Raw genomic sequence first — 18,660 nt, 5'->3', positions numbered from 1 at the left:
CAACGCCACACCTGTTGCACACGCTACACCACCCATGCATGCCTACGCCCCAGCTAACCAGCTTAAAACACTGAAAAATAGTGATTAAAACTTATTGCCCAGCTCTGGCACGCTTCTTGGTTTAAGCCTGTTATCACTCACCCAAGGACGAATACATTGTGACCAAGCCAATCACTGTCGGCATCATCGCAAACCCGGTTTCTGCCCGCGATATCCGTCGGATCATCGCGCATGCCGCCAACTTACAAATCACTGACCGCGCCAACATGGTGCTGCGGATATTGGCAGGTCTGCGTCACTCTGGGGTGAATAACGTGGTGATGATGCCAGAGCGAGCAGGCCTTGGTGTGCATATTCGCCGCGGGTTGAAACAGGCGCAACGGGCGGATAACGCCCGCTTTCCGGCGTTGGAATGGTTAGATATGCCCGTCACGGGCACATCTCAAGATACGGTCATGGCTGCGCAGCTCATGAAGGAACAAAACGTCGCGGCGATTGTGGTACTTGGCGGCGATGGAACGCATCGACTGGTGGTACGTGAGTGCGGAAACATTCCCATTGCGGGTGTGTCGAGCGGCACAAACAACGCGTTTCCGCCACTACAGGAACCCACCATCACAGGACTAGCGACGGGTCTGGCGGTCAGCGGAACGATCCCTGCCGCGCTGGCTTTTCGCGGTAACAAATGGCTTGAAGTGACACTCAATCATCAGCGAGACATCGCATTGGTTGATGTCGCCGTGGTGCGAGAGCAATTTACTGGCGCGCTTGCAGTTTGGCGCGCTGACAGCCTGAAGGAATTGTTCGTCACATTCGGCCGCACCGATGGTATTGGTTTGTCTTCCATCGCTGGCTTATTGCATCCCATCACCCGTGAAGAGCCTGCTGGGTTACATGTTCAATTTGCCCGTCATTCATCGCCCCCATCGTTGTCGCTATCTGCCCCTTTGGCGCCGGGACTCATTGCCACGCTTCCCATCGAAACGTTTAACGCATTTCCACCCAACGTTCCCCTGTCGCTTGCGTCATCTTCTGGCTCTCTTGCCTTGGATGGGGAGCGTGAGTGGCCATTTACCACCAATGATGCCATCAGCATCACCTTACGTTCTGATGCTTTTCACACCATCAATGTCGAGCAATGTATGGCGTTTGCCGCCCGACAAGGTCTGTTTATTCAACACCATGGGCAGATGCCCACCCCGCTATCACAAGGAGAACACCATGAGTGACAATCCCTTTCCACTGTCTCGCGAGCAGTTGCTCGACGCCTACACCATGATGAAAACCATTCGAGATTTCGAAGAGCGTCTGCACATCGATTTTGCGCGTGGCGACATTCCCGGCTTTGTTCACCTTTATGCCGGAGAGGAAGCCACAGCCGTCGGCATCATGATGCACCTCAACAACAATGACCGCATTGCCTCAACACACAGAGGCCACGGTCATTGCATCGCCAAGGGCGTCGATGTTCACGCCATGATGGCAGAAATTTATGGCAAGCAAACCGGCGCTTGCAGCGGCAAAGGTGGCTCCATGCACATTGCGGATTTATCGAAAGGCATGATGGGCGCGAATGGCATTTTAGGTGCTGGTTCGCCGCTGGTTTGCGGCGCCGCATTGGCGGCAAAACAGCTCGGCCATACTGGCGTGGGGATCAGTTTCACCGGTGATGGTGCCTCTAACCAAGGTACCTTTTTGGAGAGCCTTAACCTTGCTGCGGTGTGGGAGCTTCCTGTCATCTTTGTTGTAGAAAACAACGGGTATGCCGAATCCACCGCCGCAGAATGGGCAGTATCTTGCGATTCATATGTCGACCGTGCGACAGGCTTTGGGTTACCTGGAATCACGGTCGATGGCACAGACTTTTTTGCCGTCTATGAAGCCGCTGGTGAGGTCATTCAACGCGCTCGACAAGGAGGAGGCCCTTCCTTACTGGAATGCAAAATGGTGCGCTTTTTTGGTCACTTTGAAGGCGATGCACAAACCTACCGCGCCGATGGCGAAATCAAAGACATTCGAGACAACCGGGACTGCCTGAAAATTTTGCGTCACCGCGTTGAACAGAGCGGAGTCATTTCCACCAGCGAATTCGATCGCATCGATGACGAGGTCAAAGCGCTGATTGAGGATGCCGTTCAAGCAGCCATCGCTGCGCCATCTCCGGACATGTCAGCCCTGCTGAAAGATGTTTACGTCAGTTACTAATTCAAGGAAGGAAATCATTATGGCCAGAACACTCTCCATGAAAGATGCGATTAATGAAGCCATTGATCAAGAAATGAGCCGAGACCCCACGGTGTTTATGATGGGGGAAGACATTGTTGGGGGCACGGGCGCACCCGGTGAAGATGATGCATGGGGCGGCGTATTGGGTGTTACCAAAGGCTTATATGCCAAACACCCTAACCAATTGATCGACACGCCTCTGTCAGAAAGTGCCTATGTGGGCGCAGCTGTTGGTGCCGCGACCTGCGGTTTACGCCCTATCGCTGAACTCATGTTTATTGATTTTATGGGCGTCTGCTTTGATCAAATTTTCAACCAAGCGGCTAAGTTTCGCTATATGTTCGGGGGGAAAGCCGAAACGCCCGTGGTCATACGCGCCATGTGTGGGGCAGGGTTTCGAGCCGCCGCACAACACAGCCAAATGCTCACACCGCTGTTCACGCACATTCCCGGCTTAAAGGTGGTGTGTCCGTCTAACGCCTATGACACCAAAGGTCTGCTGATCCAAGCCATTCGAGATAACGACCCTGTCATTTTTCTTGAGCACAAAAACCTTTACGGCAGTGAATGCGATGTCCCTGAATCAAGCTATGCCATTCCCTTTGGGGAAGCCAGTGTGATCAGAGAAGGCAACGACGTCACCTTGGTCAGCTATGGTCAAACCGTACACCGCGCGCTCAGCGCAGCGGAACAGTTAGCCAAAACGGGTATTCAATGCGAAGTCATTGACTTACGTACCCTATCGCCATTAGATCTTGATACCGTGCTTGAAAGTGTCGAGAACACCGGTCGACTGGTTTGTATTGATGAAGCGCATCCACGATGCTCTATTGCCGCAGACATTTCCGCTCAGGTCGCCCAAGCGGCGTTTTCTTCTCTTAAATCACCAATAAAAATGGTCACCGCGCCTCACACACCCGTTCCCTTCTCGCCGACCTTAGAGGATGCGTTTGTTCCTTCTGTCGATGCCATTGTCGATGCCGTGAATGCCATCGCGGGAGGACACGCATGAACCCAAACATCATACCGATTGTGATGCCCAAGTGGGGGCTTTCAATGAAAGAGGGCACTCTCGTTGAATGGCATGTCAACGATGGCGATCTCATCAATGTCGGCCAAATCATCATGGACGTTGAAACGGATAAAATTGCCAGTGAAGTCGAAGCGCCAGATGCTGGGTTATTTAGGCGAAGAGTGGCACAAGAAGGCGATATATATAGCGTTCAAGCCTTGCTTGGAGTCATTGCCCCACAAGATGTCACTGATTTGGAAATCGATGCATTTATCGCTGCATTTGTTCAACCGGATGCCAACGATGAGTCTGATGAAACACAGGCCTCTCCTTACGCATTCTCAAACACATCTGTTGGGCAAGTCCGTTATAGTCTAATGAACAAGGATGCTGACGGCATTCCGTATGTGCTTATCCATGGCTTTGGTGGCGACTTGGACAATTGGCTATTTAACATGGATGCCTTGAGCGCATCCTCCCCCGTTCTAGCCATTGATTTGCCTGCTCACGGCCAGTCCGCGATTCCACTCTTTGCACTGACGCTTGCGAAATTAGTGCAAACCGTGGTTGAGGTTTTCGATGAACTCAATCTGGGTCACGCGCATTGGGTGGGGCACTCGATGGGGGGCTTAGTTTGCAGTGAGGTAGCAAAACTACACCCCGAAAAAGCAAAGTCATTGGCGCTTATTGCCAGTGCTGGGCTTGGAAAAGAGATCAGTGGAGACTACATACAAAGCTTTATTCATGCGCAAAATCGCCGTGAACTGAAGCCTGTTCTGCAAATGTTATTTGCAGATAAAGGATTAGTGACGCGTAGCTTGGTTGACGATGTACTCAAATACAAGCGACTGGACGGCGTCACCTCTTCATTGACCTATCTTGCGAGCGAACTCTTCCCTGCGGGCACGCAAATGCGCACGATGGGCGAATCCCCTTCTACGCCCACACTGGTGATTTGGGGAGACAAAGATGAGGTGATCCCAGCGTCACATGCTCATCATCCGTTAGGTGCCGAATGCCATATTATTGAGAATACCGGGCATATGGTGCAAATGGAGAAAGCCAATGAGGTCAATGCCATCATTTTGGCGCACAGCCAGTAACAACATCGCGACCAGCAACAGCGCGTAATTAGCAACAGATGGTAAGTAGCAGAAAAAAGAGGGATGCATTCACATCCCTCTTTTATCTCTCATCTTTCATATTTCATTCGAGCTGTTTCTTGAGAGTGACTGACTGACATCACGCTCGGATATCTGAGTCAGTTGCCAATTCAGTCGAAGGGTCAGTCACATAGTGTGCGCGCCTCTTCGATCAACCGACGCGCAATCGTGCCCTCTGGCGCCACCAGCGGCAAGTTGTCTAAATCAAACCACTGTGCATCCGTAAGCTCTTCATAGTCTGGGCTAATTTCGCCTGCTGCGTAGTCGGCAACAAAGCCAATCATGAGGTTCGAGGGGAACGCCCAAGGCTGGCTATCGAAATAGCGAATATTCGTCACGACAATCCCGGTCTCCTCAAACACCTCACGAGCGACGCATTGCTCCAAGGTCTCACCCGCTTCAACGAAGCCTGCAATCACGGTATACATGCCATTTCGATGACGAGGATGGTGCGCGAGCAATATCTCCCTATCTCGCCTTACCGCTACAATGACGCACGGGGAGACACGAGGATAATGCACGGTATGACATTGCTGACAAACCATGGACGTATGTTGCTCGTCGACACTATTTTTGCCGCCGCACAGACTACAAAAACGCTGAGTATTTCGCATGTGGTCGAGTTGTATCGCCCTACCTGCGAGGTTGAACAAATCAGGAGGGAGTGACAACTGGCTGCGAAGGCCATCAAAGGCGTCAACAGAAAATCCCTCACTATCAGCAATGTAGTGAACCTCTTTTCCATCAAACTCCCCAATGACGTAGCTAGATAACGTCATTTCCTCAAGCTCTGCTTTGGTAATTAAAGGCAAGCTGTGATCGGGCAACCATAACTTTCCGTCGTTTGCACAACACAAGTACACAAGATCTTTTTGATCAGACATAACGCAGTTTCGATCCTTGCTAACCGTGACAAATTGGGGCACTCTAAAATCAACTACCTGATGTTAGTAAAATGATAGCCAGAATGATATGGCTCAAATCCTATAAAAGCGCTCAGGTGCGCTGATCATGAGGAACGTGGTCATGCTTAATAAACTCGAAAAAGCACAACAACAGTGGGGCGGATACAGCGATGTCATCGACTACTGGTTGACGTTGCGACAAGAACTGTTGGTTGAATATTCAAAGGTCGCTGGGCTGTCAGGCGGCAATAAGAATTGTCTTCCCACCGAGCAGGAATTAAATCGATTCTGCGAAGCATTGGTCGATTACATATCTGCTGGGCATTTTAAAATTTATGACATGGTCATGAATCGATGGCAATCCACTGGGTTTTCCAGCAATGCCGAGATAGATACGCTCTACTCTCGCATCGTAGAAACCACAGAGCCACTGCTGACGTTCAATGACAAATACAGCGCATTCGTATTGGATGAAGATAATTTCGCCCGTTTTGACAATGATATTTCTCGTGTCGGCGAAATCATGGAGCTGCGCTTCGAGCAAGAAGATATGCTTATTCAGCTTATTGCCGATAGTCTGTCGATCCCGCCAGGGGCTTAACGTCTAGTATCGTGTCTTAGAACATCCCGCTCTCCGGTTAGTGCCCTTCACTAGCCGGCTTTAGTGTCTATATCTCTCTCGTTTCTCGTTTCTCGTTTCTCGTTTCTCGTTTCTCGTTTCTCGTTTCTCGTTTCTCGTTTCTCGTTTAGCACCAGAATTGTCAGCATGCTTTTCATTAGGCAATAAAAAAGGCACCCCGGAGGGTGCCTTTTTTCACTTCAAGTCAGAGACTTAAAGGTCGTCGTTAAGACCAGCGTTTAGAAGTGCTGCTAGATCCTGAGATGCTTGTTCAGCATCCATTTGCGGAGCAACAGGTGCTTCTACCACTTGACGACGAGTTTGACGCGTCTTGTGGTAAGCAAAACCTGTACCTGCAGGGATCAGGCGACCAACGATAACGTTCTCTTTAAGACCACGAAGCTCATCACGCTTACCAGAAACCGCAGCTTCAGTAAGTACGCGAGTCGTTTCTTGGAACGATGCTGCAGAGATGAACGACTCAGTTGCCAGAGACGCTTTAGTAATACCCAACAGATCACGTCCGAAAGAAGCAATTTGCTTGCCTTCGTCTTCAAGCTTACGGTTCGCAATGGTTACGCGAGAGAATTCTACCTGCTCACCTTCTAGGAACTCAGAGTCACCAGAAGATGTGATAGTTACCTTACGTAGCATCTGACGAACGATAGTCTCGATGTGCTTATCGTTAATCTTAACGCCTTGCAGACGGTAAACGTCTTGCACTTCGTTAGTGATGTATTCAGTTACCGCACGTACACCACGTAGACGCAGAATGTCGTGTGGAGATTCTGGACCATCAGCGATTACGTCACCCTTCTCAACTTTTTCACCTTCGAATACGTTCAGTTGACGCCACTTAGGAATCATCTCTTCGTATGGTGAACCGTCAGTTGGCGTGATGATCAGGCGGCGTTTACCTTTGGTTTCTTTACCGAAGGAAATTGCACCCGTGATCTCTGCCAAAATTGCAGGTTCTTTAGGCTTACGAGCTTCGAACAGGTCGGCTACGCGTGGCAGACCACCGGTGATATCTTTCGTACCACTTGCAGCTTGCGGGATACGCGAAAGAACTTCACCGATACCAACTGTTGCACCATCTTCCAACTGGACAATTGCTTTACCAGGTAGGAAGTATTGTGCAGGCATGTCGGTACCTGGGATCATGATGTCGTTACCAGCCGCATCAAGCAGCTTAACGGTAGGACGCATGTCTTTACCAGCAGATGTACGCTCAGCAGCGTCCAAAATCACCATTGAAGACAGACCTGTCAGCTCATCAGTTTGACGCTGAACAGTCACGCCATCGACCATGTCATGGAATTGGATACGACCTTCCACTTCGGTGATGATTGGCATTGTGTGCGGATCCCAGTTTGCTACGGTTTCACCGATAGCCACTGCGTCACCGTCTTTCTTCGCAAGGATAGTACCGTAAGGAAGCTTATAGTTTTCCTTAGTACGACCAAACTCATCAACGATAGTCAGTTCAGATGCACGAGACGTGATAACCAGCTTGCCCGCGTTGTTCGTAACGAACTTCGCGTTGTGAAGGTGCAACGAACCGTTGTTCTTCACTTGGATGCTGTTTTCAGCTGCCGCACGCGATGCCGCACCACCGATGTGGAACGTACGCATTGTAAGCTGCGTACCTGGCTCACCGATTGACTGAGCAGCGATAACACCCACTGCTTCACCGTGGTTAATAATATGACCACGTGCCAAGTCACGACCGTAACAGTTAGCACAGCAACCGAAGTCGGTTTCACAGCTAACCACAGAGCGCACTTTCACTTGGTCAACAGAGTTCTGTTCTAAGATCTCACACCACTTCTCATCAAGAAGCGTGTTACGAGGTGCTAGAACTTCTTCTGTACCAGGTTTCATGACGTCTTCAGCAACAACACGACCAAGAACACGCTCACGCAGTGCTTCTTTAACGTCGCCGCCTTCGATAACAGCCATCATGTGGATACCTTCGCTGGTACCACAGTCGGATTCAGTTACAACAACATCTTGTGCAACGTCTACTAGACGACGAGTCAGGTAACCTGAGTTCGCAGTCTTAAGTGCGGTATCCGCAAGACCCTTACGAGCACCGTGCGTCGAGATAAAGTACTGAAGTACGTTCAGACCTTCACGGAAGTTCGCGGTGATTGGCGTTTCGATGATTGAGCCATCTGGCTTAGCCATCAGACCACGCATACCCGCCAACTGACGAATCTGAGCAGCCGAACCACGAGCACCAGAATCGGCCATCATGTAAACGCTGTTAAACGATTTCTGTTCTTCTTGCTCGCCATCGCGGTTAATAACAGTGTCGTGAGACAGGTTATCCATCATCGCTTTAGCAACTTGTTCGTTCGCCGCAGCCCAGATATCGATAACTTTGTTATAACGTTCGCCAGCGGTTACCAGACCAGACTGGAACTGCTCCTGAATTTCAGCAACTTCAGCTTCAGCTGCTTCGATCAGGTCGTATTTAGCCTGTGGGATCACCATGTCGTCGATACCAACAGATACACCAGACAGTGCCGCGTAAGCGAAACCGGTGTACATGATTTGGTCAGCGAAGATAACGGTGTCTTTCAGACCCAGCTTACGGTAACAAGTGTTCAGCAAGTTAGAGATCTGCTTTTTACCCAACGCTTGGTTAACGATGTCGTATGGCAGGCCTTCAGGCACGATTTGCCACAACATTGCACGACCAACGGTGGTGTCACGCAGTTCTACAGTCTCTGTGCGGTTACCCATCTCGTCGAACAGCACTTCTTTCAAGCGTACTTTTACGCGAGCGTGCAGTTCAGCGTTGCCAGTACGGTAAGCTTTTTCAGCTTCCGCAGAGCCTGACAGGTAAAGGCCTTCGCCTTTCGCGTTAACTTTGTCGCGGGTCATGTAGTACAGACCCAATACAACGTCCTGAGAAGGTACGATGATTGGATCACCGGACGCAGGAGACAGGATGTTGTTGGTCGACATCATCAGAGCACGTGCTTCAAGCTGAGCTTCCAACGTCAACGGTACGTGTACCGCCATTTGGTCACCATCGAAGTCGGCGTTGTATGCCGCACAAACCAGCGGGTGAAGCTGAATCGCTTTACCTTCGATCAGTACAGGTTCAAATGCCTGAATACCCAAACGGTGAAGTGTTGGTGCACGGTTTAGCAATACTGGGTGTTCACGGATAACTTCATCCAAGATATCCCAAACAACTGCTTCTTCGCGCTCAACCATCTTCTTAGCAGCTTTGATCGTCGTCGCAAGACCACGTGCTTCTAGCTTGCCATAGATGAATGGTTTGAATAGCTCAAGTGCCATCTTCTTAGGAAGACCACACTGATGTAGACGAAGGTATGGACCTACGGTGATTACCGAACGACCAGAGTAGTCTACGCGCTTACCAAGCAAGTTCTGACGGAAACGACCTTGCTTACCTTTGATCATGTCAGCTAGAGACTTAAGCGGACGCTTGTTCGAACCAGTAATGGCACGACCACGACGACCGTTGTCTAGCAGGGCATCAACTGACTCTTGCAGCATACGTTTTTCGTTACGTACGATGATGTCAGGTGCCGCCAAATCAAGTAGGCGTTTCAGACGGTTGTTACGGTTGATGACACGACGGTACAGATCGTTAAGATCTGAAGTCGCGAAACGACCGCCATCCAGTGGTACCAGAGGACGAAGATCCGGTGGCAGAACTGGAAGTACAGTCAGGATCATCCACTCAGGGTTGTTTCCAGACTGAAGGAATGCTTCAACAAGCTTCAAACGCTTGGTGATTTTCTTGCGCTTAGTTTCAGAGTTGGTTTCTTCCAGCTCTTCACGCATTAGCTCTGTTTCAGCTTGCAGATCCATGTTGGCCAGCAATGCTTTAACTGCTTCGGCACCCATGCGAGCGTCGAATTCATCACCCCATTGCTCAAGCGCGTCAAGGTACTGTTCTTCAGACAGCATTTGGCTACGCTCAAGATCGGTCATGCCTGGTTCGATCACAACGTATGATTCGAAGTACAGAACACGCTCGATATCACGCAAAGGCATGTCCATCAGCAAACCGATACGAGACGGTAGTGATTTCAGGAACCAGATGTGGGCAACAGGTGAAGCAAGCTCAATGTGACCCATACGCTCACGGCGTACTTTGGTCTGAGTAACTTCAACACCACATTTTTCACAGATCACACCACGGTGCTTAAGGCGCTTGTATTTACCGCAAAGACATTCGTAGTCTTTTACCGGGCCAAAGATACGTGCACAGAAAAGGCCGTCACGTTCAGGCTTAAAGGTACGGTAGTTAATGGTTTCTGGCTTTTTAACTTCACCGAAAGACCATGAACGGATCATGTCTGGTGAAGCTAGACCGATTTTGATTGCATCAAATTCTTCGGTCTTATGCTGTGCTTTCAGAAACTTAAGTAAGTCTTTCACATTTGGCTCCTGTGAGGAGTTGACCCAGAAAGGCGCTGGCTATCAGCGCCTTCATATTGATACCGGAAATCCCTTCGCAGTTTCGTGCGAAGGGAGTTACGAGCAAGCCTTGGCTTATTCGTCTTCCAGCTCGATGTTGATACCCAACGAGCGGATTTCTTTCAGCAATACATTGAAAGATTCCGGCATACCCGGCTCCATGCGGTGATCGCCATCGACGATGTTCTTATACATCTTCGTACGGCCGTTCACGTCATCCGACTTAACAGTCAGCATTTCTTGCAAGGTGTATGCTGCGCCGTATGCTTCAAGCGCCCACACTTCCATCTCACCGAAACGCTGGCCACCGAACTGAGCTTTACCACCCAGCGGCTGCTGAGTAACTAGGCTGTAAGAACCGGTAGAACGAGCGTGCATCTTGTCATCAACCAAGTGGTTCAGTTTCAGCATGTACATGTAACCTACAGTTACAGGACGCTCAAACTTCTCACCAGTACGGCCGTCGAACAAGTTCAACTGACCAGACTCAGGCAGATCAGCCAGCTTCAACAATTCTTTAATTGAAGGCTCTGGTGCACCGTCGAATACTGGCGTTGCAATCGGAAGACCTGCACGCAAGTTTTGGATCAATGTACGCACTTCGTCATCAGTCATTGTGCTGATATCGACTTGCTGACGAGTATCACCCAGGCTGTAAACCTTCTGCAGGAATTCGCGGAATTTCGCCAATTCTTGCTGCTCTTTAAGCATCTTGTTGATCTTGTTACCGATACCTTTCGCCGCTAGGCCAAGGTGGGTTTCAAGGATCTGACCGATGTTCATACGAGACGGTACACCCAGTGGGTTCAATACGATATCTACTGGCTCACCAGTTTCGTCGTACGGCATGTCTTCAACAGGGTTAATCTTCGAGATAACACCCTTGTTACCGTGACGACCCGCCATCTTATCACCAGGCTGGATGCGACGTTTAACAGCAAGGTAAACCTTAACAATCTTAAGGACACCTGGTGCTAGATCGTCACCCTGAGTGATCTTACGACGCTTGGTATCGAACTTCTTATCGAAGTCAGATTTCAGCTCGTCGTACTGCTCAGCCAGTTGCTCAAGCTGAGTTTGCAGCGCTTCGTCATCAAGAGTTTGCGTTAGCATGCTCTGACGATCCATGTTCGCCAGCTTCTCTTGGCTGTAACCGGCATTACCCAGTACATTGCGAACACGAGCCACCAAACCACCTTCAAGAATAGAGAACTCTTCTGTCAGGTCTTTTTTGGCTTCTTTCAGCTGCATTTCTTCGATTTCTAGCGCACGCTTGTCTTTCTCTACACCATCACGGGTAAATACTTGTACGTCGATAACCGTACCAGATACACCGTTAGGAACACGTAGAGAAGAGTCTTTCACGTCAGACGCTTTCTCGCCGAAGATTGCACGTAGTAGTTTCTCTTCTGGTGTCAGCTGAGTTTCACCCTTAGGTGTCACTTTACCTACCAGAATGTCGCCGCCTTTCACTTCCGCACCGATGTAAACAACACCAGATTCGTCAAGCTTAGACAGAGCCGCTTCACCCACGTTAGGGATGTCAGCAGTAATTTCTTCGCTACCCAGTTTAGTATCACGCGCCACACAAGAAAGCTCTTGAATGTGGATGGTAGTCAGGCGGTCTTCCTGTACTACACGCTCAGATACAAGGATGGAATCCTCGAAGTTGTAACCGTTCCAAGGCATGAACGCGATACGCATGTTCTGGCCAAGTGCTAGTTCACCTAGGTCGGTTGAAGGACCATCGGCCAACACGTCACCACGAGCACATAGTTCACCAGGCATCACAGTTGGACGCTGGTTGATACAAGTGTTCTGGTTAGAACGGGTGTACTTCGTTAGGTTATAGATATCGATACCAGCTTCACCAGAAACTAGCTCGTCTTCGTTAACCTTGACAACGATACGTGATGCATCAACTGACTGAACAACACCGCCGCGTTTAGCAACAGCAGTTACGCCCGAGTCAACCGCTACCGCACGTTCAATACCAGTACCTACTAGCGGCTTATCAGCTCGCAAAGTTGGAACGGCCTGACGTTGCATGTTCGCACCCATCAGTGCACGGTTAGCATCATCGTGCTCTAGGAACGGGATCAGAGATGCCGCCACCGATACAACCTGGTTGGTTGCAACGTCCATGTACTGAACGTGATCGCGTGGGTGCAGACCTGAATCGCCTTTCTGGCGAGCAGTGATCAATTCTTCACCGAAAGAACCATCTTCGTTCAACACGGCATTTGCCTGTGCAATAACGAATTGACCTTCTTCGATAGCAGAAAGGTAATCAATTTGATCTGTTACTTTACCGTCAACAACTTTACGGTAAGGCGTTTCTAGGAAGCCGTACGGGTTAGTACGTGCATACGCAGAAAGCGAGTTAATCAGACCGATGTTTGGACCTTCAGGCGTTTCGATAGGACATAGGCGACCGTAGTGGGTTGCGTGTACGTCTCGAACTTCAAAGCCTGCGCGCTCACGCGTCAGACCGCCTGGACCCAATGCAGAGATACGACGCTTGTGCGTAACTTCTGACAACGGGTTGTTTTGGTCCATAAACTGTGACAACTGAGAAGAGCCAAAGAACTCTTTCACTGCCGCAGAGATAGGTTTCGCGTTGATCAGATCTTGAGGCATGATTGCATCAAGGTCGCCAAGGCTTAGACGTTCTTTAACCGCACGCTCAACACGAACCAGACCTACACGGAATTGGTTCTCTGCCATTTCGCCAACAGAACGAATACGACGGTTACCCAAGTGGTCAATGTCATCCACTTCACCGATACCGTTACGGATATCGATAAGCTTACGCATAACCTGGATAATATCGTCATGGCTAAGTACACCAGAACCAGTCATTTCTTCACGGCACAGTGAACTGTTGAACTTCATGCGACCTACCGCAGACAGATCGTAACGATCTTCTGAGAAGAACAGGCTTTCAAAAAGCTGCTCTGCTGCTTCGCGCGTTGGTGGCTCACCAGGGCGCATCATGCGGTAAATTTCAACCAACGCGCTTAGACGGTCAGTAGTGCTGTCGATACGTAGTGTATCTGACATGTACGGGCCGTTGTCCAAGTCATTGGTGAACAAGGTTTCGATCTTCTTGTGACCTGCTTGAGAAAGAAGCGCTAGCGTTTCTAGGCTCAGTTCTTGGTTAGCAGGTGCAATGATCTCACCAGTTTCCTCGTTGATGTAATCACGTGCAGCAACTTTGCCCACGATATACTCAACAGGAACTTCAATTTTTGTAACGCCGTCTTTTTCAAGCTGACGAATGTGGCGCGCAGTAATACGGCGGCCTTGTTCGATGTATACCTTGCCGTCAGCTTCGATATCAAAGCTCGCAGTTTCACCACGTAGACGATCAGGTACCAGCTCCATCACCAGAGACTTGCCCTGTACTTCGAACACAATTTTGTCGAAGAACATGTCAAGAATTTGCTCTGTGGTGTATTCCAGCGCACGAAGAATGATCGATGCAGGTAGTTTACGACGACGGTCAATACGGACGTAAACAGCATCTTTAGGATCAAACTCAAAGTCCAACCACGAACCGCGGTATGGAATGATACGTGCGTTGTACAGCACTTTACCTGAGGAATGGGTTTTACCCTTATCGCTGTCGAAGAAGACGCCCGGGCTACGATGCAGCTGGGATACGATAACCCTCTCAGTACCGTTAATTACGAAGGTACCATTGTCGGTCATGAGTGGAATTTCACCCATGTAGACTTCTTGTTCTTTGATGTCTTTTACGGTGCCAGCAGGTGCGTCTTTGTCAAACATCACTAAACGCAGTTTAACGCGAAGCGGTGCAGAGTAAGTTACGCCACGAATTTGGCATTCTTTAACATCAAAAACTGGCTCACCGAGACGATAGCTAACGTATTGCAGCTCGGAATTGCCATTGTAGCTCTGAATCGGAAATACAGAGCGAAAGGCAGCTTCAAGACCGTATTGCCCTTCTGGATCCTGCTCGATAAATTTTTCGAAAGAATCAAGCTGGATAGACAGTAAGTATGGTACGTCCAAGACTTGCGGACGCTTACCAAAATCCTTACGGATACGCTTTTTCTCGGTATAAGAGTAAACCATAGGGTTCCTCAGCTCGCTGATAAGTGACCCAAACTGTCCAGACTGAGGGACAGTAACTAAACAACCAACCGTTTACTGTAGGAACATCAGAGGGTTAATCTGATGTTTTTTTGCATGGATAGTAGTGACTAAACGGGGTGCAAAATTCACTACTGCCCTACAGCGCAAAAAGGCCGGTGACTATTTAGCCACCAGCCATTAGCCATTTCAGGCTAAGAAGCTAAGCAATAATTACTTAACTTCAACAGAAGCACCAGCTTCTTCTAGCTGTGCTTTAAGAGCGTCAGCTTCTTCTTTAGAAACAGCTTCTTTCAACGGAGCTGGAGCACCGTCAACTACAGCTTTAGCTTCTTTAAGACCTAGGCCAGTTGCGCCACGTACTGCTTTGATAACAGCAACTTTGTTTGGACCACAAGCAGTTAGGATTACGTCGAATTCAGTTTGCTCTTCAACAGCTTCTGCTGCTGCGCCGCCTGAAACTACTGCTGCTGCAGCAGAAACACCGAACTTCTCTTCCATAGCTTCGATTAGTTCAACAACTTGCATTACAGACATTTCTGCAACTGCGTCTAGGATTTGCTCGTTAGTGATAGACATAACAATTCTCTTTAAAGTCAACAATTAGTTTAAATAGCAACCAGTTAAAAGCAAGGCAAATTATGCCGCAACTTCTTGTTTCTGATCGCGAACAGCCGCAATAGTACGTACCAGCTTGCCAGCAGACGCTTCTTTCATGCACATCATTAGGCGTGCGATAGCTTCGTCGTAAGTTGGCAGCGTTGCTAGAACGTCAGCATCAGTGATAGAGCCTTCGAATGCAGCAGCTTTGATTTCGAAATTTTTGTTCTCTTTAGCGAAGTCTTTGAAAAGACGCGCCGCAGCACCTGGGTGCTCATTTGAGAACGCAATCAGTGATGGACCAACGAAGGTGTCTTGAAGACACGCATAGTCAGTACCTTCAACTGCACGACGAGCAAGGGTGTTACGAACAACTCTCATGTAAACGCCAGCTTCACGAGCTTGTTTACGTAGAGAAGTCATTGCACCAACCGCTACACCGCGAGAATCAGCTACAACTGCAGAAAGGGCACCACTGGCAGCTTCGTTGACTTCAGCAACAATTGCTTTTTTGTCTTGAAGATTTAATGCCATTTGGATTTGCTCCTGGATTATATATACACCACTCGCTGCTTCTCAGCAGGAGAGTAAGTACGGCGCAGATCCAAGAAAGAATTTATCTATCATGTTCTGGCACCGTCTACGTAGGCTGATTAAGTTCCTATCCGAAGATGAAACGCCTACGGTCTTGGACGAAGCCCGACTAGCGGACATCAGCCATTATTTTAAAGCGGGAAATTGTACAGTAACTCCCCGCTTTAAGCAAATTAGTTTGCTTGTGCGTCCAGAGTATTCTGGTCAACCGCAACACCTGCACCCATAGTGGTAGAGATGCTTACTTTCTTAACGAAAGTACCTTTCGCTGAAGAAGGCTTAGCTTTCTTCAGAGCTACCAACAATGCTTCAAGGTTACCCTTAAGTTTGTCAGCATCGAAATCAACCTTACCAATAGTGGTGTGGATGATACCGTTCTTGTCGTTACGGTAACGAACCTGACCAGCTTTAGCATTTTTAACTGCTTCAGCAACGTTAGGAGTTACAGTACCAACTTTAGGGTTTGGCATCAGGCCACGTGGACCCAAGATAGTACCCAATTGACCTACAACGCGCATTGCATCTGGAGATGCGATAACTACGTCGAAGTTCATTTCGCCTTTCTTGATTTGGTCAGCCAAATCTTCCATACCAACGATATCAGCACCAGCTTCTTTCGCAGCTTCAGCGTTTGCACCTTGAGTGAATACCGCTACGCGGATGTCACGGCCAGTACCGTGTGGCAACACAGTTGCGCCACGAACGTTTTGGTCTGATTTACGTGCATCGATGCCCAGGTTTACTGCAACATCAACACTTTCTACGAATTTAGCAGTAGCTAGTTCTTTCAGAAGAGCAACAGCTTCGTTGATGTCGTATTCACGAGTAGCATCAACTTTGTCACGGATAACGCGCATGCGCTTAGTCAATTTAGCCATTGTCTTAACCCTCTACTACCAGACCCATTGAACGAGCAGTACCAGCAATTGAGCGTTTCATCGCTTCAATGTCTGCACCAGTCATGTCTTTCGCTTTAGTCTCAGCGATTTCCTGAACCTGAGCGTCAGTAATAGTACCAACTTTCTCAGTGTTAGGACGGCCTGAGCCAGACTTGATACCAGCAGCTTTCATAAGAAGAACTGCAGCAGGTGGAGTCTTCATTTCGAAAGTGAAAGAACGGTCGCTGTATACAGAGATAACAACTGGAGTCGGCAAACCTTTCTCTAGAGATTCTGTACGTGCGTTGAACGCTTTACAGAATTCCATGATGTTTACGCCGTGTTGACCAAGAGCTGGACCAACTGGTGGACTTGGGTTAGCCATACCTGCTGCAACTTGCAGCTTGATGTAAGCTTCTACTTTTTTAGCCATTACTAAATACCTAAATTTGGGTTCAAACGTCTGCTTTTTAATAAACAGACTCCCCGTTTAACAAAAGGGCGCGAAATTGTATTCAAATTTCGCGCCCCTAGCAATACTTTCCGAGCAAAAAACGATCAGCTTTTTTCAACCTGACTGAATTCAAGCTCAACTGGCGTTGCACGGCCGAAGATCGAGACAGAAACCTTCACGCGGCTCTTCTCGTAATCTACTTCTTCTACCACGCCATTGAAGTCCGCAAATGGGCCTTCAGTAACACGGACAACTTCACCCGCTTCGTACACAGTTTTGTGCACTGGAGATTCGCTCGCTTTTTCCAGACGGTTCAGGATAGCATCAGCTTCTTTATCAGAAATTGGTGCTGGGCGGTCAGGTGTACCACCAATGAAGCCCATCACACGCGGTACACTACGTACCAAGTGCCATGATTCATCATTCATGATCATCTGAACCAGAACGTACCCTGGGAAAAACTTGCGTTCACTCTTGCGACGCTGTCCTGCGCGCATTTCTACAACTTCCTCGGTAGGTACAAGTATCTCACCGAAGAAATCTTCCATTTCGTGAATCTTGATATACTCGTTCAGAGACTTAGATACACGGCCTTCAAAGCCGGAGAAAGCCTGAACAACATACCAACGTTTTTTAGGAGCTTCGCTCATGTAGTTATCCTCACACGCCAGTGAATAGGCGGACCAGACGGACCATAATACCGTCGATACCCCACAGGATGAGCGCCATGACGACAGTAACAGCCAGAACGATGAGAGTGGTCTGCAAAGTTTCTTGACGCGTTGGCCATACCACTTTACGCACTTCCATACGCGACTCACGTGCAAACGTGATAGCCGCTTTGCCTTTACCTGTTAGCGCAGCAACACCACCGGCCGCTGCAACAAGCACAACAACCGCAGCTGCACGTAGTACGACAGACATATCGCCGTAAACGCTATTTCCTACTACAGCAGTCGCCACTAAGGCAAAAACCACAACCCATTTTAGGGTGTCCATTGACCCGGTTGGGGCTTCAGCATTCGCTTTCATACATTCTACCTGTAACTAATCTATTTCATCGACGACAACAACCTCGCGTTAGCGAGGTGAAAAGAACAAGAAAAACCATGCGGACTTACATCGTCGCTCATTTTCTTCTCTTAAAACGTATATCACTGCGACCAATCGGCGAAAAAAAGTTCAATCTAAAGATTTGGTGCAGAAAAAGGGCATCAAATGATGCCCTTTTTGCTAGTGTGTCGTCAAATCTTATTCGATGATTTTAGCAACAACACCCGCACCTACTGTACGGCCACCTTCGCGGATTGCGAAGCGTAGACCTTCATCCATCGCGATTGGCGCGATTAGAGTTACAGTCATAGCAATGTTATCACCAGGCATTACCATCTCAACGCCTTCTGGCAGTTCGATAGTACCGGTCACGTCAGTTGTACGGAAGTAGAACTGTGGACGGTAGCCTTTGAAGAACGGAGTATGACGGCCGCCTTCATCTTTCGACAGAACATAGATTTCTGAAGTGAAAGTGGTGTGTGGAGTGATTGAACCAGGCTTAGCCAGTACTTGACCACGTTGAACTTCGTCACGCTTAGTACCACGTAGAAGAACACCAACGTTCTCACC

At 48.9% G+C, this 18,660-nt stretch carries 15 protein-coding genes; 5 read left to right on the top strand and 10 right to left on the bottom strand.

The features are described from left to right. The first annotated feature begins 158 nt into the window (after nt 1-158). Genes Q365_RS0117010 through Q365_RS0116995 form a run of 4 tightly spaced genes read left to right on the top strand, consistent with a single transcriptional unit; the run spans nt 159 to nt 4,341 of the window. Complete coding sequence (locus tag Q365_RS0117010) at nt 159-1,229, top strand: ATP-NAD kinase family protein (RefSeq protein ID WP_028024473.1); 1,071 nt, start codon at nt 159-161, stop codon at nt 1,227-1,229. Further along, complete coding sequence (locus tag Q365_RS0117005; protein ID WP_028024472.1) at nt 1,222-2,205, top strand: thiamine pyrophosphate-dependent dehydrogenase E1 component subunit alpha; 984 nt, start codon at nt 1,222-1,224, stop codon at nt 2,203-2,205. The genes Q365_RS0117010 and Q365_RS0117005 overlap by 8 nt, the downstream gene beginning before the upstream one ends. Nucleotides 2,206-2,224: 19 nt before the next feature. Further along, nucleotides 2,225-3,238 (top strand): alpha-ketoacid dehydrogenase subunit beta, encoded by a 1,014-nt coding sequence (locus tag Q365_RS0117000; protein WP_028024471.1) that lies wholly within the window; start codon nt 2,225-2,227, stop codon nt 3,236-3,238. Next, nucleotides 3,235-4,341, top strand: a complete 1,107-nt coding sequence (locus tag Q365_RS0116995; protein WP_028024470.1) for an acetoin dehydrogenase dihydrolipoyllysine-residue acetyltransferase subunit — start codon at nt 3,235-3,237, stop codon at nt 4,339-4,341. The genes Q365_RS0117000 and Q365_RS0116995 overlap by 4 nt, the downstream gene beginning before the upstream one ends. Before the next feature lie 182 nt (nt 4,342-4,523). On the opposite strand, the gene nudC is transcribed toward Q365_RS0116995, so the two are convergent. Next, nucleotides 4,524-5,285: an NAD(+) diphosphatase gene (gene nudC, locus Q365_RS0116990; protein ID WP_028024469.1), complete on the bottom strand. Its 762-nt coding sequence runs from the start codon at nt 5,283-5,285 to the stop codon at nt 4,524-4,526. A 142-nt stretch (nt 5,286-5,427) separates the two neighbouring features. Here nudC and Q365_RS0116985 point away from each other — a divergent pair, with 142 nt between their 5' ends. Further along, complete coding sequence (locus tag Q365_RS0116985; RefSeq protein ID WP_028024468.1) at nt 5,428-5,907, top strand: Rsd/AlgQ family anti-sigma factor; 480 nt, start codon at nt 5,428-5,430, stop codon at nt 5,905-5,907. Between the two features lie 231 nt (nt 5,908-6,138). Here the strand turns inward: Q365_RS0116985 and rpoC are convergent, their stop codons facing one another. The 9 genes from rpoC to Q365_RS25820 form a co-directional block, all read right to left on the bottom strand. Continuing rightward, entirely contained in the window at nt 6,139-10,353 is a 4,215-nt protein-coding gene (gene rpoC, locus Q365_RS0116975; RefSeq protein WP_028024467.1) for a DNA-directed RNA polymerase subunit beta', read from the bottom strand. A gap of 114 nt (nt 10,354-10,467) precedes the next feature. Further along, nucleotides 10,468-14,493: a DNA-directed RNA polymerase subunit beta gene (gene rpoB / locus Q365_RS0116970; protein ID WP_028024466.1), complete on the bottom strand. Its 4,026-nt coding sequence runs from the start codon at nt 14,491-14,493 to the stop codon at nt 10,468-10,470. A gap of 231 nt (nt 14,494-14,724) precedes the next feature. Next, entirely contained in the window at nt 14,725-15,090 is a 366-nt protein-coding gene (rplL, locus tag Q365_RS0116965) for a 50S ribosomal protein L7/L12 (RefSeq protein ID WP_028024465.1), read from the bottom strand. Between the two features lie 60 nt (nt 15,091-15,150). Continuing rightward, nucleotides 15,151-15,645 carry a 50S ribosomal protein L10 gene (rplJ, locus tag Q365_RS0116960; RefSeq protein ID WP_028024464.1) on the bottom strand — a complete coding sequence of 165 codons (495 nt, stop codon included), beginning with the start codon at nt 15,643-15,645 and terminating at the stop codon, nt 15,151-15,153. A gap of 233 nt (nt 15,646-15,878) precedes the next feature. Next, nucleotides 15,879-16,583, bottom strand: a complete 705-nt coding sequence (gene rplA / locus Q365_RS0116955) for a 50S ribosomal protein L1 (protein WP_028024463.1) — start codon at nt 16,581-16,583, stop codon at nt 15,879-15,881. A gap of 4 nt (nt 16,584-16,587) precedes the next feature. Beyond that, nucleotides 16,588-17,016, bottom strand: coding sequence for a 50S ribosomal protein L11 (gene rplK, locus Q365_RS0116950; protein ID WP_028024462.1), 429 nt, complete (start codon nt 17,014-17,016; stop codon nt 16,588-16,590). Nucleotides 17,017-17,141: 125 nt separating this feature from the next. Next, a complete protein-coding gene (nusG, locus tag Q365_RS0116945) occupies nt 17,142-17,687 on the bottom strand; it encodes a transcription termination/antitermination protein NusG (protein WP_028024461.1) in 546 nt (181 codons plus the stop codon). Nucleotides 17,688-17,697: 10 nt separating this feature from the next. Beyond that, entirely contained in the window at nt 17,698-18,069 is a 372-nt protein-coding gene (gene secE / locus Q365_RS0116940; RefSeq protein ID WP_028024460.1) for a preprotein translocase subunit SecE, read from the bottom strand. Between the two features lie 219 nt (nt 18,070-18,288). Continuing rightward, nucleotides 18,289-18,660: EF-Tu C-terminal domain-related protein (locus tag Q365_RS25820; protein ID WP_035025234.1), on the bottom strand; the 372-nt coding region annotated here is incomplete at its 5' end.

Source organism: Enterovibrio calviensis DSM 14347, assembly GCF_000621165.1.
GTDB lineage: Bacteria > Pseudomonadota > Gammaproteobacteria > Enterobacterales > Vibrionaceae > Enterovibrio > Enterovibrio calviensis.
The sequence above is the reverse complement of the archived record's forward strand: the minus strand, read 5'-3'. Positions and strand labels throughout refer to the sequence as shown.

What these genes read in the sequence shown, in the direction of transcription:
- Q365_RS0117005 (WP_028024472.1), top strand. Translation starts at nt 1,222, where the DNA reads ATGAGTGACAATCCCTTTCCACTGTCTCGCGAGCAGTTGCTCGACGCC.
- Q365_RS0117000 (WP_028024471.1), top strand. Translation starts at nt 2,225, where the DNA reads ATGGCCAGAACACTCTCCATGAAAGATGCGATTAATGAAGCCATTGAT.
- Q365_RS0116995 (WP_028024470.1), top strand. Translation starts at nt 3,235, where the DNA reads ATGAACCCAAACATCATACCGATTGTGATGCCCAAGTGGGGGCTTTCA.
- nudC (WP_028024469.1), bottom strand. Translation starts at nt 5,285, where the DNA reads ATGTCTGATCAAAAAGATCTTGTGTACTTGTGTTGTGCAAACGACGGA.
- Q365_RS0116985 (WP_028024468.1), top strand. Translation starts at nt 5,428, where the DNA reads ATGCTTAATAAACTCGAAAAAGCACAACAACAGTGGGGCGGATACAGC.
- rpoB (WP_028024466.1), bottom strand. Translation starts at nt 14,493, where the DNA reads ATGGTTTACTCTTATACCGAGAAAAAGCGTATCCGTAAGGATTTTGGT.
- rplL (WP_028024465.1), bottom strand. Translation starts at nt 15,090, where the DNA reads ATGTCTATCACTAACGAGCAAATCCTAGACGCAGTTGCAGAAATGTCT.
- rplJ (WP_028024464.1), bottom strand. Translation starts at nt 15,645, where the DNA reads ATGGCATTAAATCTTCAAGACAAAAAAGCAATTGTTGCTGAAGTCAAC.
- rplA (WP_028024463.1), bottom strand. Translation starts at nt 16,583, where the DNA reads ATGGCTAAATTGACTAAGCGCATGCGCGTTATCCGTGACAAAGTTGAT.
- rplK (WP_028024462.1), bottom strand. Translation starts at nt 17,016, where the DNA reads ATGGCTAAAAAAGTAGAAGCTTACATCAAGCTGCAAGTTGCAGCAGGT.
- nusG (WP_028024461.1), bottom strand. Translation starts at nt 17,687, where the DNA reads ATGAGCGAAGCTCCTAAAAAACGTTGGTATGTTGTTCAGGCTTTCTCC.
- secE (WP_028024460.1), bottom strand. Translation starts at nt 18,069, where the DNA reads ATGAAAGCGAATGCTGAAGCCCCAACCGGGTCAATGGACACCCTAAAA.